The following is a 15,878-nucleotide window of genomic DNA, read 5'->3' on the forward strand; positions in this document are numbered from 1 at the left end:
CTGCTCGAGTGGGACCAATGGAACGGATCAAGCGCCTTTTCACGATCAAGACGAAATTCGAGGCGTTTCTGGTCATCTATGCGCTTGCCCTCGGCGCTACTGAGCGTGGCATCGTCTATATGCAGCAATATCCCGGAACTGGCGGACAAATTTTGGCGCTTGCCTGCACCGGAGCCGTATTCATGGCAGGCGGCAAGATACTGGACGCGGTCGATCTGCAACGCCATCTGACCGGCTGAACCTTCGTTCGCAGCAGAGCAGCAGGTTGACCTGCGCCAAAAGGCCATGCAGGAGCCGCGCAATGGCTGCGATCATGCTTCAGGGAACAGGGTCCGACGTCGGAAAATCGGTGCTGGTCGCAGGCCTGTGTCGCGCACTGGTCCATCGCGGATATCGTGTGCGTCCCTTCAAGCCGCAAAATATGTCGAACAATGCAGCCGTCACCATCGACGGTGGCGAGATCGGTCGCGCACAGGCGCTGCAGGCGCTGGCGGCAGGCGCCGAACCGCATAGCGATATGAACCCGGTGTTGTTGAAACCGCAGGCTGACCGGACTTCGCAGCTCGTCGTGCATGGGCAGGTCCGCGGTTCGCTGCACGCAGGCAACTTCCGCACGGCGCGCAGGCAGTTGCTCGACGCAGTTATTGAAAGCTACGAGCGCTTGCGACAGCAATGCGACATCGTTGTCGTCGAAGGCGCAGGATCGCCGGCTGAAATCAATCTGCGGGCTGGTGACATCGCGAACATGGGCTTCGCACGGGCTGCTGATGTACCAGTGATACTGGTTGGGGACATCGACCGGGGCGGCGTCATTGCCGCGATCGCGGGCACCAAGGCTGTCGTCGATGCGGCTGACGCAGCCATGATCCATGGATTTTTGATCAACAAGTTCCGCGGCGATCCGGCCTTGTTTGAAGATGGCTACCGCCAGATCGAACATCTGTCGGGATGGCGCGGTCTAGGCGTGATCCCCTGGCTGGACGCAACGGCCCGATTGCCGAGTGAAGACGCCGTGGTGCTGGAACACCGGCCCAACGAAAGCGGCGGACGCCTGATAATCGCCTGCCCGATTTTGCCGCGCATTTCCAATTTCGACGATCTAGACCCGTTCAAGCTGGAGCCTGCGATAGACCTCGTCATGGTGCCGCCCGGTCGCCCGATTCCTGCCGAGGCCAGCCTGATCATATTACCTGGATCAAAGGCTACCATAGCGGATCTGCGCGTCCTAAAGCGGGAGGGATGGGACATTGACATTCTGGCTCACCATCGCCGCGGAAAGCCTGTTTTCGGTATATGCGGGGGCTATCAGATGCTTGGGCGCAGCATCGCTGACCCGGAGGGAATTGAGGGGACGCCGGAAACCATCAAGGGTCTCGGACTCCTGGATGTGGAGACTCGGCTAACCCCGGCCAAATCCTTGGTGAGGGTGAGTGGTTCGGCTCATGGGCAAGCCGTTGGCGGATATGAAATGCATGTGGGGATTACCACAGGCGCGGATTGTGCCCGCCCGTTTTCGGAACTGACGGATGGCCGCATGGATGGAGCAATCAGCGCGGACGGACGGATTTCGGGAACCTATGTCCACGGACTATTCGCCAGCGCCAAGCTGCGCGCGGCCTTGATCGCAACAATCGGAGGCCGGTCCACGGGACAGGATTATAATCTCTCCGTCGATCGTGCACTCGATGAGATCGCGGTGCAATTGGAGCAGCATGCAGATATAGACGCAATATTAGCTATCGCTACCAGCCACTAAACATCACCGATTTGGCAGTCTCTGCATCCCGGTGCCTACTCCATGCGAATTTTGGAGGATCGAAGTAAGAGGGGCGGACTTCCCTTAGAAGAGCGGGAGGTAAAAGACTATGTCATCGGGATGTCCACGCGAGCGCGGGGCTATGGCTAAGCCACTCTGGACAGATTGCCGATTTGAACTTCAATCAGATGCCAACAACTGCGGGACAATTGGACCGATCTGCGGGACATCGAAGCATACAGTACGATCCTCCAGGATCGCCTTATAAGCTACTCATTTTCCCAAGAAAGAAAAATGGTGCGCCCGGAACGATTCGAACGTCCGACCCTCAGATTCGTAGTCTGATGCTCTATCCAGCTGAGCTACGGGCGCGTTGTGGAGCGGCAGATAGAGGGGGGCGGTTGATTGGGCAAGCCCCTTTTTTACCTTTTTTTCCGAGCCGGGGTGAGCCCACCGGAAACGGCAACCTTTGCATCGGTCTACTCGTTCCCGCATAGGGGCAAGGAGGCGATGAATGACGTTCACTCTTAACTATATCGCGCTGATCCTCATCGCCTTGGTTGCAGGTCTCCTGCTAGGATTGATGGCCAGTGGACGGGGCAAGTACAAAAGATTATGGCGCGATGAGCAGTTAGCGCACCGCCGGACGATCAAGGAGCGCGACGCGCGCATCAATGCCCCAGCCAGCAGTAGGGCCTCCCCCGTACGGGCGCATGGAGAAGGGCACGACGATCTCACGCGGATTTGTTCGATCTCAGCCCAAGAGGCCGCCATCCTGAATGAAGCGGGCTATCACAACTATGCGCAAATGAGCAGCATGAGCGATGAGCAGCAGGCCACACTAGAGGGCCGACTTGGACGAGCGCCTGGGACGATCGAGCACGAAGAGTGGATGACACAGGCGAAATTGCTCGAGACCGGGAAGGTTCGCGAGCATGAACGACGCTATATAGAGAGGTGATTGGTAGCAAGTTGCCCGCCTGCCCTTCTTTCGAGGGACAGGCGGGCCGAAAGGTTACTTGCTTGCCAGTGCTGCCTGCGCGGCAGCTAAACGGGCGATAGGAACGCGATAGGGTGAAGCCGACACATAATCGAGACCTGTCCGCTCGCAGAAGGCGATGGACGCCGGATCGCCTCCATGCTCACCGCAAATGCCAAGCTTGATGCCAGGACGGCTCGCACGACCACGCTCGGCAGCTAACTCAATGAGTTCGCCCACACCCTCCACATCGATGCTGACGAATGGATCGCGGGCGAAGATGCCCTTATCGACATATTGTGTCAGGAAGCGGCCGGCGTCATCGCGACTGATCCCGATCGTCGTTTGCGTCAGGTCATTCGTGCCGAAGGAGAAGAATTCACCCACCTGAGCGATCTCGCCAGCCTTAAGCGCAGCCCGCGGCAGCTCGATCATGGTGCCCACCAGATATTCAACCGAAGCGCCCTGTTCCGCGAAAACCTCGCTGGCGACGCGATCGACGATCGCCTTCATCAACTCAAGTTCCTTTTTCGTCGCGACCAGCGGGATCATGATTTCGGGGATAGGCGCTTCACCGCTGCGCTGCTTAACGATCAGGGCAGCTTCAAAAATGGCGCGCGCCTGCATCTCGTAGATTTCGGGGTAGGTGACGCCGAGACGGCAACCACGATGACCGAGCATCGGATTGAATTCATGCAACTCGGCAGCCCGCCGCTTGAGGGCTTCGACACCAACTCCAGCAGCCTTGGCGACCTCCTCGAACTCAGCTTCGCCATGGGGAAGGAATTCGTGCAGCGGCGGATCGAGCAGGCGGATAGTGACCGGCAGGCCCGCCATCACCATGAAGATTTGCGCGAAATCGTCGCGCTGTTCGGGCAGCAGTTTGTCGAGCGCTACGCGACGGCCCTTCTCGCTGTCAGCCAGGATCATCTCACGCACGGCGGTTATACGCGCCGCATCGAAGAACATATGTTCGGTGCGGCACAGGCCCACGCCTTCCGCGCCAAAATCGCGAGCGGTCTGACAATCCAGCGGTGTTTCGGCATTGGCGCGGACTTTGAGACGACGCACCTTGTCCGCCCACCCCATCAGCACGCCGAAGTCGCCCGCAAGTTCAGGCTGCACAGTCGGCACTTCACCCGCCATCACCTCGCCGGTCGAACCGTCGATCGTAAGGATATCGCCTTCCTTGAGCGTGCGCCCTTCAATCCGCAGCGTTTTTGCAGCATTGTCGATGGACAGGCTGCCTGCGCCAGATACGCAGGGCCGGCCCATACCGCGCGCCACCACGGCCGCATGTGACGTCATGCCGCCACGCGCGGTCAGGATGCCCTTGGCCGCATGCATACCATGAATATCTTCCGGAGAAGTTTCGACCCGGACGAGGATAACCGAATCGCCCAGCTCGTTGCGGCGCTCAGCAGTGTCGGCGTCAAACACGATCGCGCCTGACGCCGCTCCCGGCGAAGCAGGCAGACCCTTGGTTAGCACATCGCGGTGCGCTTTGGGGTCAAGAGTTGGGTGGAGAAGCTGGTCGAGCGCGGCAGGATCAACGCGGGCAACGGCTTCTTCCTCCGTGATGACGCCCTCAGTCGCCATGTCGACCGCAATCTTGAGTGCTGCCTTGGCTGTCCGTTTGCCCGAACGGGTCTGCAGCATCCAGAGCTTGCCCTGCTGCACCGTGAATTCGATATCCTGCATGTCGCGATAATGCTGTTCGAGGATCTCGAACACCCGCGCCAGTTCGGCATAGGTTTCCGGCATCGCCTCTTCCATCGACAGCGGCTTTGCCCCGGCCCGCTCGCGCGCCTGACGCGTCAAATATTGCGGCGTGCGGATGCCCGCCACCACGTCCTCGCCCTGGGCGTTGATCAGATATTCGCCATAATAGGCATTCTCGCCGGTCGCCGGATCGCGGGTAAATGCAACGCCAGTTGCCGAGGTATCGCCCATATTCCCGAACACCATCGCCTGCACGTTGACGGCGGTGCCCCAATCATGCGGGATCGAGTTCAGGCGGCGATAAACCTTGGCCCGGTCAGCCTGCCAGCTGCCGAACACCGCACTGATCGCGCCCCACAGCTGATCGTTCACATCCTGCGGAAAAGGCTTGTTCCAAAGCTTTGAAACCAGCGCCTTATATTCACCTACCAGCACCTTCCAGTCATCAGCTGTCATTTCCGTGTCGAGCGTATAGCCCTGGTCTTCCTTGGCGATCTCAAGGGCTTCCTCGAAGGCGCCATGATCGAGTTCCAGGACGACATCGGAATACATCTGGATGAAGCGACGATAGCTGTCCCAAGCGAAACGCTCATCACCCGAGGCAGAGGCCAGACCAAGAACGGTTTCGTCATTGAGGCCAAGGTTGAGGACGGTGTCCATCATGCCGGGCATCGAAATACGCGCACCGGACCGGACCGACACCAACAACGGATCCGCAGCGTCTCCGAACTTCTTGCCGGTCACGCCTTCGATATGGGCGATGCCATTCGCGACTTCCGCCGTCAGGCTTTCAGGATAAACGCCACCGTCCTGATAATAGCGGGTGCACATTTCGGTCGTGATCGTGAAACCCGGCGGGACCGGCAAGCCAATGGCAGCCATTCCATCCAGATTGGCGCCCTTGCCGCCGAGGAGGTTTTTGTCCCCCTTGCCGCCATCATCTACACCGCCTCCGAAACGATAAACATAACGCGTCGCGGTCGTGCTCATGCTGGCTCTTTCCCTTGTCAACATAGTCGCGGCTCTCCTGCACTGATCGCCGTATATTTGTGCGCTGCAACAATTTCAAAACAACAGGCGGGCGACAAACGCACCCGCTTTTACGACAATTGCTCTCTCACTTCATTCGTTTTCCCGATTTCGCCGGCATCTTTCGTAATCAGCCTGAAATCTTCGAGAAATCCGCCACGGCGTGAACGGCATCGCGAACTCGCGCCAAAAGAGCGAGGCGCGTAGCGCGCTTCGTGGGATCGGTATCGTTCACCGTGACCTTGTCGAAAAACAGGTCGATCGGCGCCCGCAATGTTGCAAGCGCGGCCATGGCGCCTTCAAAATCCTCCGCGCTCACGGCTGCCGCAGCCCTCGGCTCAGCGGCATTGAGCGCTGCGATCAGGTCAGCTTCGGCCTGTTCAGGCGCATAGTTAGGCTCGACCTTCTCGGCGCTTTCCACGCCTTCCTTCTTCAGGATGTTGGCAGCACGTTTATATCCGGCGAGCAGGTTCGCGCCGTCGTCGGTGGCAATGAAGGATTGAAGCGCGTGAACGCGAGCGAGCAGGCGCACGAGATCGTCCTCGCCACCGAGCGCGAACACCGCGTCAATCAGGTCGTGGCGGACGCCTGCTTCCTTTTGCTGGACCTTGAGGCGGTCGGCGAAAAATGATCCGATTTCTCGCTGGACAGCTAACGGCTCGATGGCAAATCGAATTTCTTCCTTGATCGATTTGTTTTCCAAATCACCCAAGGTGAAATTTTCTACTCGAGTCTTTATTCTAATCCAGTTCCCGCTCTCCTGCAGGTCGCCTACCGTCAGTATCCGGTCATTTTCACCGTTGAAGCAGCGTTCGGTCGGCCTCTGTATTCCCATCCACGTGGCCAGCGTCAGTTCTAGCATCCGCCTGTTCGACAGATTGACGCGGTTAACCTGGTTCAAGGCCAAAATGGAAAGAGCGGCTCTCCGCAAAGCATACGGATCTTTTGATCCTGTGGGTTTCTCGCCCAAAAACCAAAAGGAAAATAGAGTGTCCAATTTATCCGCAAGCGCAACGGCAACCGTCACCGGCGCAGTCGGCACCGCATCTCCCTGCCCGACCGGCTTGTAATGGTCGCGGATGGCATCCGCTACGGCATCGGGCAAACCTTCGGCGCGGGCATAATAGCCACCCATGACACCCTGCAATTCAGGAAATTCGCCGACCATTTCGGTGACGAGATCGGCCTTGGCGAGGCGGGCGGCCTGTTCCGCTAGGCCGGCCAGTTCCTCTTTCGTCATGCCGACGTAGGCTGGCATCTCTTGCGTTGGCGTATTGCCGCTTGAGACCCCATCCTTCGCTGGGGTGACGGTTGGAGAGGGGGTGACGATTCCTTCCTCCATCAGCCAGCGGGCGAGCTTCGCTACACGCTCCACCTTGTCGGCCACGGTGCCCAGCTTTTCGTGGAAGGTAATGCGTTCCAATTTCTTCGCATGGTCCGCGAGGCGCGTCTTGCGATCCTGCTCCCAGAAGAAGCGGGCGTCGGACAGGCGTGCCGCGAGGACCTTGCGGTTGCCTGAGATAATCGCCTCACCGCCATCTTTCGCCTCGATATTGGCGGTGCAAATGAAAGCCGGAGCAAGTTTGCCCTGCCCGTCGCGCAGGACGAAATATTTCTGGTTTATACGCAGGGTTAGCTGAATGACTTCAGGTGGAACCTCAAGGAAGGCGGGATCAAAATCCCCAAGCAACGGCACTGGCCATTCGGTGAGCCCAGCATTTTCCGCAACGAGGCCCTTGTCCTCGATCACGGAATAGCCCCTCGCGGCGGCGGCTTCCTTCGCCTTCGCTTCGATGATCGCTTGGCGCTCCTGATGACTGACGATCACATGGCAGGCGCGCAGCTTTTCGACATAGTCATGGGCACTGCCGATGGTGATCTCGCCCGGATGATGGAATCGATGGCCGAGCGTGGCATAGCCCGACCGGATGCCTTCGATCTCGATTTCGACCAAGTCTTCGCCAAGGATTGCGACGATGCCTTGCAGCGGCCGGACCCAGCGCAGGCTCTCCGTGGTCTGCGACGCAGCACCCCAGCGCATGGATTTGGGCCATGGGAAGGCGCGGATGACGGTGGGGACAGCTTCGGCCAGCACTTGGCGCGTGGCGCGGCCCGGCTTGTTGACCACGGCAAACCAGACGCCGTCGCGGTCCTCAAGCTGGTCCTGAGTGAGGCCAGTCTTGCGCAGGAAGCCTTCGAGCGCCTGCGCAGGCGCGGACGTGCGAGGACCCTTGAACTCCTCGCTGACAGCGGCGGTTTCGAGCGGCAGGTTGCGGGCGACCAGCGCCAGACGGCGCGGCGTGACGAAGCTGTCGGTGCTTTCCGGCTTGAGGCCAGCTTTCGCCAATTCCTCAGTAAAAAGCCGGGCGAGGTCTTCCGACGCCTTCAATTGCATCCGCGCCGGAATTTCTTCACAGCGCAGTTCCAGGAGGAAGTCGGTCATCACGCAGCCCACCCGTTCACTTCCATCCACTTCTCGCAAGCGCCCTTGGCAAGGTCGCGGACACGGCCGATATAACTGGCGCGTTCCTGCACCGAAATCACGCCCCGTGCCTGAAGCAGGTTGAACACATGGCTCGCCTTGATAACCTGATCATAAGCGGCCAGCGGAACCCCTGCCTCCAACGAAGCCTTGCATTCGGCTTCGGCATCCTTGAACCAGCGGAACAGCTTCTCAGTGTCGGCGATCTCGAAATTCCATTTCGACATCTGCTGTTCGTTTGCCAAGAAGACGTCGCCATAGGTGACGCCCGCGTCGTTGAATTTAAGATCGTAAACGCTATCGACGCCCTGAATATACATGGCGAGGCGTTCCAGGCCGTAGGTCAGTTCACCCGCGACCGGCTTGCAATCAAAGCCGCCCATCTGCTGGAAATAGGTGAACTGGGTGACTTCCATCCCATCGCACCACACTTCCCAGCCAAGGCCCCATGCGCCCAGTGTCGGGCTTTCCCAGTCGTCTTCAACGAAGCGGATGTCGTGGACCAGCGGATCAATGCCGATTTCAGCCAGCGACCCCAGGTAAAGTTCCTGAAGGTTCGCCGGGCTCGGCTTCATGATCACCTGATATTGATAATAATGCTGGAGTCGGTTCGGATTCTCGCCATAGCGTCCGTCTGTCGGGCGGCGGCTTGGCTGGACATAGGCCGCGTTCCAGACGTCCGGTCCAAGGCTGCGCAGGGTCGTCGCCGGGTGAAAGGTGCCAGCGCCCACTTCCATGTCATAGGGTTGCAGGATAACGCAGCCCTGCTTTCCCCAATAGGCGTGCAGGGTCAGGATCAAGTCCTGAAAGGAGAGCACTTTGCCTGTCGCCACGGACGGTCCTTGCGAAAATGACGGTTTGATCGCGCGCGCCTTGGCGCAGGAGGGCTTTAGGGTCAAGGAAAAGAGGCGGGAAGGCGGATAACTCACTTGCCCCGGAGGTCCCCGCCCCGCATGGATAAGCCCGAAACCCTGTGGGAATGGATAGATGCCCAACATGAAATGGCCCCTTTCGCGATTGCTGGCCGCCAGCCTACTGTTGCTGACCGGCTGTACGCAGGAGCAGCCTGCCTTGGCGCGGACTGCTGCGACGAAGGCCGCCTATGTGACGCCTGCGCTATGGCAGGTGAAGGACGAAGATACGACGATCTATCTTTTTGGCACTGTTCATGTGCTGAAGCCAGGAACGGACTGGTTCAAAGGGGGCATCAAGCGTTCGTTCGACGAAGCGGATGAACTGGTGTTGGAGATTGTCGAGCCGGATGATCCGCAGGCGATGGCTGCGTCCATGGCCCATACTGCTCTGGCGCACGACGGGATCAAGCTATCCGACCGACTGAGCGCAGAAATGAAGGGCAGATATCAGGCGGCAATGACTGCCAACGGCCTGCCCTGGCAGATGTTCGAGGCGTTCAATCCCTGGATGGCGGGGATGGCGCTATCGGTGCAACCCTTGGAAAAGCTGGGATACAAGGCGGACCTTGGAGCAGAAAAAACGCTGACCGCCGCGGCGAAGGCGGCAGGAAAACGTATCGGCGCGCTGGAAACCATTGAGCAGCAACTTGGCTATTTCGCCGGACTACCGATGGACAGCCAGGTCCAGTTCCTGAACGCCACGGTTGAGGGGCTGCCTGACATGGAGAGCGAGTTCGCCCGCCTGATCAAGCATTGGCGTGAGGGGGAGCCGGAAAAGCTCGCGGCCGAGATGAACGAATCGCTGGAGACCACGCCTGAACTGGCGCAGGTCCTACTTATCCAGAGGAACGCCAATTGGGCCAAGTGGATAAGGGAACGGCTGGCACAACCGGGCACTGTTTTCGTGGCGGTAGGTGCCGGCCATCTGGCCGGGAAGGGCAGCGTGCAGGATCAGTTGCATACGCTTGGCTTGGCATCGAACAGGGTTGTTGAGTGAACCTCCTGCGCTGGCTGGGGCTGTGCATACTGCTGCTGCTGACGGCGTGCGAACGCGAGCAACCTGCTCCGCCACCCGATGGCGGCCCGGCGCTTTGGCGGGTACAGGGACATGAGCTTGACGGATGGCTGTTCGGGACGATCCATGTATTGCCTAGGGGCATCGCCTGGCGGACGAAAAACATCCGCGAGGCGATCGATCGTGCCGACAAGCTCGTGCTGGAGTCAGCCGAGATAGAGAATCAGGCGCGGACCAGGGCGTTATTCGAGCGGATGGGACGCAGTCCCCGCCTGCCGCCGCTAGAAGACCGCGTGCCAGCGAGCGAACGCGACGAGCTTCGACGGATCGTCGGCGAGGGGGGTGCGGATGTGCAAATGCTTTCGGCCTATGAAAGCTGGGCGGCGGCAATGTTGTTGTCGGCGACGACCGCGCAGCAGTCCCTGAATGTCAGCACCGACACAGGTACCGAGCCGGTTCTGATCGCCGCCTTTCGTGCGGCTGGCAAGCCTGTCGCCGGTCTGGAAACGGTGGAGCGACAGTTCGGCGCTTTCGATACGCTGCCGGAAGCTGCACAGCGGCGACTGCTCGTTCAAACGGTTGAGGGCGCGAGGAAGATGAAGGCGCTGTATAACCGCGTCCTGCAAGCCTGGCTAAGAGGGGACATGGACGCCATCGCACGGGAGGATCAGGCGGGAGAGTCACCGGGCCCGGTCGTAGAGCAAGCGGTGCTGGTCGCCAGAAATCGGGACTGGAGCGAGTCGATCGGAAAGCTCAAGGGGCGGCCGTTCATTGCCGTGGGAACAAGGCATTTGACCGGGCGAGATAATCTGATCCAACTATTGGAGACGCACGGCTACAAGCTGACACGGGTTCAATAGCCGGATTCAGCGCTCTGGGCCCGCTGCCTGCTTGCCTTATCGCGCTTTTCTGCTATTGGGCCGCGGTCCCGGCATGGTCATCCCTGGAGGCGTGACGGGCGCTTACATCAATTTTGCTTTTGGAGACACGTAATGAGCGAGCAGCTTACGCTGTCGGCCGAGGCACGCGATCGGGCAGGCAAGGGAGCCTCCCGCGCTCTCCGCCGCGAGGGCCGCGTACCAGCCGTCATCTATGGTAACAATGAAGAACCGCAGTCGATTCATGTCGAGGAAAAGCTCCTCAACAAGCTGCTCGGCACGGGCCACTTCTTCAACTCGGTCGTCATGGTCGAGGTTGGCGGCAAGCAGGTTCGCACCCTGCCCAAGGACGTTGCCTTCCATCCCGTAACCGATCGTCCGCTGCACGCCGACTTCCTGCGCGTTTCGGAACATGCCACGGTCCATGTCAATGTGCCGGTGCGCTTCGACAATGAAGATGCTTCACCGGGCCTCAAGAAGGGCGGCGTGCTTAATATCGTTGCACATGAGATCGAACTCATCGTCGATGCGGCAGAAATCCCCGACGATGTCGTGGTCGATCTGACCGGCCTGGATGTCGGCGAATCGATTCACATCAGCGCGGTGAAGTTGCCCAAGGGCGCAAAAGCCGCCCATGACGAGCAGGACTTCACCGTTGCCACCGTGGTCGCTCCGTCTGCGCTTAAGAGTGCTGAAGGCGACAACGAAACCCCCGCAGAAGGCGAATAAGCCTTTCGACATTCACCTTCGGGGTGGAAATTCAGATCCCGTCCGCCTACTCGGCGGGCGGGATTTTTATTGGGAGTGGATGCGCGATGCAAATCTGGGTGGGCCTAGGCAATCCGGGCACCCAATATGCGATGCACCGGCATAATGTCGGCTTCATGGCGGCCGATGTGATCGCCGACATGTATCGCTTCTCAGCGCCCAGGAAGCAGTTTCAAGGATGGGTGCAGGAAGGCCGGATCGGGCCGGAGAAAATCATCCTGCTGAAACCAGCAACCTTCATGAATGAAAGCGGGCGTTCTGTCGGTGAAGCGATGCGCTTTTACAAGCTGACGCCACAGGATGTGACCGTCTTTCATGATGAGTTGGACCTTGCGCCGATGAAGGTGAAGGTGAAGTGCGGTGGCGGCAATGCAGGACATAATGGCTTGCGATCGACAGATGCTCATATAGGCGCCGATTTCCGCCGCGTGCGCATAGGCATCGGTCATCCGGGCCATAAGGACCGCGTTCATGGTTATGTGCTCGGCAATTATCACAAGAGCGAGATGGACGCGCTTTCCGACATGCTGGGGGCTATCGGGGCGGAAGCGGAATGGCTCGCCAAGGGAGACGACGCGCGGTTCATGAATGAGGTAGCGCTGCGGCTGGCGGAATGAGCGCCATTCCCGGCAGGCAGGCGTGATTGGCGACTGAGCGTCGCGCCTGCACGACAAAACGCTAACGATGGATTGCCCAGGATCGCTTTGGCAGGCCATAGAGGGGATCTGACTTTCCATTTTCCCAAGGGGACGCGGGTGATCAAGACCGTTGCGACGACGCCTTTCACCGACCAGAAGCCGGGCACGTCCGGCCTCCGCAAAAAGGTCCGCATTTTCCAGCAGCCCCATTATGCAGAGAATTTCGTCCAATCGGTGTTCGACAGCCTGGAGGGATTTGAAGGACAGACGCTGGTCGTCGGGGGCGATGGACGCTATCTGAACCGCGAAGTCATCCAGGTTGTGCTGAAGATGGCGGCAGCCAACGGTTTTGGCCGGGTATTGGTAGGGCAAGGCGGCATCCTGTCTACCCCTGCGGCTTCACATCTCATTCGCGCGTCGGGAGCCTTTGGTGGGCTGATACTGTCCGCAAGTCACAATCCCGGCGGCCCGGACGAAGATTTCGGTATCAAATATAACGTCGCCAATGGCGGCCCCGCGCCTGAAAAGGTGACCGACGCCATTCATGCCAGGACGCTATCCATCGAGAGTTATCGCATACTGGATGCGGAGGATGTCGATATCGACACGCGCGGCCCCAGTCGGCTGGGAGATATGACCGTCGAGATCGTCGATCCGGTTGCGAGCTATGCCGATCTGATGGAGCAGTTGTTCGATTTCTCCGCCATTCGGACCATGATCGCGGACGGCTTTACCCTCTCCTTCGACGCCATGAGTGCCGTCACTGGCCCCTATGCGGTTGAGATATTCGAAAAGCGGCTTGGCGCGCCTGCCGGAACGGTGCGGAACGCGACTCCCCTGCCCGACTTCGGCCATCATCACCCCGATCCCAATCTGGTGCATGCCAAGGCATTGTACGACCAGATGATGGCGGCCGACGCGCCTGACTTTGGAGCGGCTTCGGACGGTGATGGCGACCGCAACCTCATCATTGGACGGCATTGTTATGTCACGCCGTCAGACTCGCTGGCTGTTCTGGCAGCCAATGCCCACCTGACGCCCGGCTATGCGAAAGGGCTCAAGGGCATCGCCCGGTCGATGCCAACCAGCGGCGCGGCGGACCGGGTAGCCCAAAAGCTGGGCGTTCCACTCTTTGAGACCCCTACCGGTTGGAAATTCTTCGGTAACCTGCTGGATGCGGGCATGGCGACGATCTGCGGAGAAGAAAGCGCGGGCACCGGGTCGGACCATGTCCGCGAGAAAGATGGCGTATGGGCCGTCTTGCTCTGGCTAAACATATTGGCGGTGCGACGGCAGAGCGTTGCGCAGATCATGGCGGAGCATTGGGCAACCTATGGCCGCAACTATTATGCAAGACATGATTATGAAGCGATCGCGAAGGATCGCGCCGACGCACTAATGGCGGCGCTACAAGATCAAACTGCAACCCTGCCGGGAAGCGTCAATAGCGGCGGGACCATCAAAAGCGCCGATGATTTTGCCTATACCGATCCCACAGACCAGTCAGTCAGCCGCAATCAGGGCATACGCCTGCTGTTCGAAGATGGATCACGTATCGTATTCCGCCTGTCGGGCACCGGTACTGAGGGGGCAACCTTGCGCGTCTATATCGAGCGTTACGTTGACCAGACCGGCGAGTTGGGCCTGGAAACGGCCGACGCGCTGCAGCCGCTTGTCCGCGCAGCGCAGGAATTGGCCGATATCCAAGGCTTTACCGGGATGAAACGGCCAAGCGTCATCACATGACCGTTACGAAAAGTTACGCGGTGGACATCGGATGGAAAAGGCTCGCACCTAAGGGCGCGTCATGCACAGCTTTCGATTATGCCGCGCCTTCGTTGTCGCCTGCACACTTGCCTGGACTACGGGGGTATTGTTTGCCCTGAAGCCGGCTCCGGCAGCCGCAGCGACCACCGAGGATGAACAGTTCTGGATGAACCTGACCGCGATGGGGCCGGTATCGCGCGACCTCATCTACTTCGCGGAAGTCCAACCGCGCATTGGGCAGGGCGTTTCCCAAGCTGACCAGACCCTGCTTAGAGGAGCGATCGGCTGGAAAATCTCCTCAAATCTCTCGATCTATCAAGGATATGCCCATGTGATACTGCCGACAAAGGACGGACGCGACATCAATGAAGAACGAAGTTTCCAGCAGGTCAACTGGACCATCGGCAAGCCGTGGAAGGGCGAACTGTCATCACGAACGCGGCTTGAGCAACGCTGGCGATCCGACGGCAGCGACATGGGATGGCGGCTTCGTGAGATGCTGCGGTATGAAAAGGCGCTGACGGCCAAGAGCAGCACAGTCAATGCGCTTGTCTATGCTGAAGGATTCATCGCGCTCAACCGTACCGATTGGGGGCAAAAGGCGCGATTTGACCAGCTACGCAGCTTCATCGGCACGGAAATCAAGCTGATGGGCACATCGACGGCCGAAATCGGCTATCTAAACCAATATATCGACCAAGGCAGCGGCGCCAAGCGGATGAACCATATCGCGGCGGTCACGCTCTTCTTCCGACACTGAGCGCAGGCTGGCCTTCGAACGCGGAACAGGCTATCGGCGCGCCCATCATAATGACGTGAAGGCTGATCCATGGGTTTTCGTTGCGGTATCGTCGGGCTTCCAAATGTGGGCAAGTCCACCCTGTTCAATGCACTGACCGAAACGCAGGCAGCGCAGGCGGCGAACTATCCCTTCTGCACGATCGAGCCCAATGTCGGCCAGGTCGCAGTGCCAGACGAGCGGCTTCAGACCATCGCGAAAATCGGCGGATCGGCGAAGATCATCGAAACACAGTTGGCCTTTGTCGATATCGCGGGGTTGGTCCGGGGCGCGTCAAAAGGCGAAGGGCTGGGCAACCAGTTCCTGGCCAACATCCGTGAAGTCGATGCTATAGTCCACGTGCTGCGCTGTTTCGAGGATGACGACATCACCCATGTCGAGGGCAAGGTAGATCCGATCGCCGATGCCGAGACGGTCGAAACCGAATTGATGCTGGCAGACCTGGAAAGTCTTGAAAAGCGGGTTCCGAACTTTGCGAAGAAGGCCGCGCAGGGCGACAAGGAGGCGAAAGCCGCCGCGTCAGTGCTGGGCAAGGCGCTGGACCTGCTGCGTGACGGCAAGCCTGCCCGATTGACGCAGCCCGGCGATGATGAAGAAGAACGGATCTTCCGTCAGGCTCAGCTACTGACGGCCAAGCCCGTCCTCTACGTGTGCAATGTCGAGGAAGATGCAGCGGCAGAGGGCAATGCTCATTCGGCGCGTGTGTTCGAAAAGGCTGCAACGGAAGGAGCCAAGGCTGTAATCGTATCGGCCGCGATCGAGGCGGAACTCATCACCATGCCGGTCGAGGAACGCGCTGAATATCTGGAGGCGCTGGGTCTGAAGGAAGCGGGTCTGGCGCGGATCATCCGGGCCGGGTACGAGTTGCTGGGCCTGATTACCTTCTTCACCGTTGGCCCCAAGGAGGCCCGGGCTTGGACGGTGACCAAGGGATCGAAGGCACCGCAGGCGGCGGGCGCGATTCACACCGATTTCGAGAAGGGCTTCATCCGAGCCGAAACCATGGCATATGCCGACTATGTCCAATTCAGTGGCGAGGCAGGTGCCAAGGAAGCCGGGAAATGGCGGTCCGAAGGCAAGGATTACGTGACTCAGGACGGCGATATCATGCTGTTCCGATTCAACGTCTGA

Annotated in this window: 13 protein-coding genes and 1 tRNA gene; 10 read left to right on the forward strand and 4 right to left on the reverse strand. The window is 59.4% G+C overall.

Going from position 1 to position 15,878, the window contains the following annotated elements:
- Positions 1-17: 17 nt before the first annotated feature.
- Positions 18-239, forward strand: coding sequence for a hypothetical protein (locus K663_RS08085; RefSeq protein ID WP_062116372.1), 222 nt, complete (start codon positions 18-20; stop codon positions 237-239).
- A 62-nt stretch (positions 240-301) separates the two neighbouring features.
- Positions 302-1,756: a cobyric acid synthase gene (locus tag K663_RS08090; RefSeq protein WP_062116376.1), complete on the forward strand. Its 1,455-nt coding sequence runs from the start codon at positions 302-304 to the stop codon at positions 1,754-1,756.
- A gap of 295 nt (positions 1,757-2,051) precedes the next feature.
- Here the strand turns inward: K663_RS08090 and K663_RS08095 are convergent.
- Positions 2,052-2,128: transfer RNA gene (locus K663_RS08095), tRNA-Arg, on the reverse strand.
- 142 nt (positions 2,129-2,270) lie between these two features.
- On the opposite strand from K663_RS08095, the gene K663_RS08100 reads away from it, so the two are divergent.
- Positions 2,271-2,717 carry a hypothetical protein gene (locus K663_RS08100; protein WP_062116379.1) on the forward strand — a complete coding sequence of 149 codons (447 nt, stop codon included), beginning with the start codon at positions 2,271-2,273 and terminating at the stop codon, positions 2,715-2,717.
- Positions 2,718-2,771: 54 nt separating this feature from the next.
- Here K663_RS08100 and ppdK read toward each other — a convergent pair whose 3' ends face one another.
- The 3 genes from ppdK to K663_RS08115 form a co-directional block, all read right to left on the reverse strand.
- Entirely contained in the window at positions 2,772-5,471 is a 2,700-nt protein-coding gene (ppdK, locus tag K663_RS08105) for a pyruvate, phosphate dikinase (protein WP_062116382.1), read from the reverse strand.
- Positions 5,472-5,616: 145 nt separating this feature from the next.
- On the reverse strand, positions 5,617-7,929 hold the full coding sequence (glyS, locus tag K663_RS08110) for a glycine--tRNA ligase subunit beta (protein WP_062120588.1): 2,313 nt from the start codon (positions 7,927-7,929) through the stop codon (positions 5,617-5,619).
- The gene (locus tag K663_RS08115; protein ID WP_062116384.1) at positions 7,929-8,801 is read right to left on the reverse strand and encodes a glycine--tRNA ligase subunit alpha; all 873 of its coding nucleotides are present in this window, start codon (positions 8,799-8,801) and stop codon (positions 7,929-7,931) included. Before K663_RS08115 ends, glyS begins: the two co-directional genes overlap by 1 nt.
- A gap of 163 nt (positions 8,802-8,964) precedes the next feature.
- Between K663_RS08115 and K663_RS08120 the strand changes: the two genes are divergently transcribed.
- The 7 genes from K663_RS08120 (at position 8,965) to ychF (ending at position 15,878) form a co-directional block, all read left to right on the forward strand.
- Positions 8,965-9,879, forward strand: coding sequence for a TraB/GumN family protein (locus K663_RS08120; protein ID WP_145902251.1), 915 nt, complete (start codon positions 8,965-8,967; stop codon positions 9,877-9,879).
- On the forward strand, positions 9,876-10,757 hold the full coding sequence (locus tag K663_RS08125) for a TraB/GumN family protein (protein WP_062116390.1): 882 nt from the start codon (positions 9,876-9,878) through the stop codon (positions 10,755-10,757). The genes K663_RS08120 and K663_RS08125 overlap by 4 nt, the downstream gene beginning before the upstream one ends.
- 132 nt (positions 10,758-10,889) lie before the next feature.
- On the forward strand, positions 10,890-11,504 hold the full coding sequence (locus K663_RS08130) for a 50S ribosomal protein L25/general stress protein Ctc (protein ID WP_062116393.1): 615 nt from the start codon (positions 10,890-10,892) through the stop codon (positions 11,502-11,504).
- Between the two features lie 86 nt (positions 11,505-11,590).
- On the forward strand, positions 11,591-12,160 hold the full coding sequence (gene pth / locus K663_RS08135) for an aminoacyl-tRNA hydrolase (protein WP_062116396.1): 570 nt from the start codon (positions 11,591-11,593) through the stop codon (positions 12,158-12,160).
- Positions 12,161-12,298: 138 nt separating this feature from the next.
- Positions 12,299-13,927 (forward strand): alpha-D-glucose phosphate-specific phosphoglucomutase, encoded by a 1,629-nt coding sequence (locus K663_RS08140; protein ID WP_062116399.1) that lies wholly within the window; start codon positions 12,299-12,301, stop codon positions 13,925-13,927.
- Between the two features lie 61 nt (positions 13,928-13,988).
- Positions 13,989-14,708, forward strand: a complete 720-nt coding sequence (locus K663_RS08145; protein ID WP_083535854.1) for a DUF2490 domain-containing protein — start codon at positions 13,989-13,991, stop codon at positions 14,706-14,708.
- A gap of 69 nt (positions 14,709-14,777) precedes the next feature.
- The gene (ychF, locus tag K663_RS08150; protein WP_062116406.1) at positions 14,778-15,878 is read left to right on the forward strand and encodes a redox-regulated ATPase YchF; all 1,101 of its coding nucleotides are present in this window, start codon (positions 14,778-14,780) and stop codon (positions 15,876-15,878) included.

The organism is Sphingobium sp. MI1205, from assembly GCF_001563285.1.
GTDB lineage: Bacteria > Pseudomonadota > Alphaproteobacteria > Sphingomonadales > Sphingomonadaceae > Sphingobium.

What these genes read in the sequence shown, in the direction of transcription:
- K663_RS08085 (WP_062116372.1), top strand. Translation starts at nt 18, where the DNA reads ATGGAACGGATCAAGCGCCTTTTCACGATCAAGACGAAATTCGAGGCG.
- K663_RS08090 (WP_062116376.1), top strand. Translation starts at nt 302, where the DNA reads ATGGCTGCGATCATGCTTCAGGGAACAGGGTCCGACGTCGGAAAATCG.
- K663_RS08100 (WP_062116379.1), top strand. Translation starts at nt 2,271, where the DNA reads ATGACGTTCACTCTTAACTATATCGCGCTGATCCTCATCGCCTTGGTT.
- ppdK (WP_062116382.1), bottom strand. Translation starts at nt 5,471, where the DNA reads ATGTTGACAAGGGAAAGAGCCAGCATGAGCACGACCGCGACGCGTTAT.
- glyS (WP_062120588.1), bottom strand. Translation starts at nt 7,929, where the DNA reads ATGACCGACTTCCTCCTGGAACTGCGCTGTGAAGAAATTCCGGCGCGG.
- K663_RS08120 (WP_145902251.1), top strand. Translation starts at nt 8,965, where the DNA reads ATGAAATGGCCCCTTTCGCGATTGCTGGCCGCCAGCCTACTGTTGCTG.
- K663_RS08130 (WP_062116393.1), top strand. Translation starts at nt 10,890, where the DNA reads ATGAGCGAGCAGCTTACGCTGTCGGCCGAGGCACGCGATCGGGCAGGC.
- pth (WP_062116396.1), top strand. Translation starts at nt 11,591, where the DNA reads ATGCAAATCTGGGTGGGCCTAGGCAATCCGGGCACCCAATATGCGATG.
- K663_RS08145 (WP_083535854.1), top strand. Translation starts at nt 13,989, where the DNA reads ATGCACAGCTTTCGATTATGCCGCGCCTTCGTTGTCGCCTGCACACTT.
- ychF (WP_062116406.1), top strand. Translation starts at nt 14,778, where the DNA reads ATGGGTTTTCGTTGCGGTATCGTCGGGCTTCCAAATGTGGGCAAGTCC.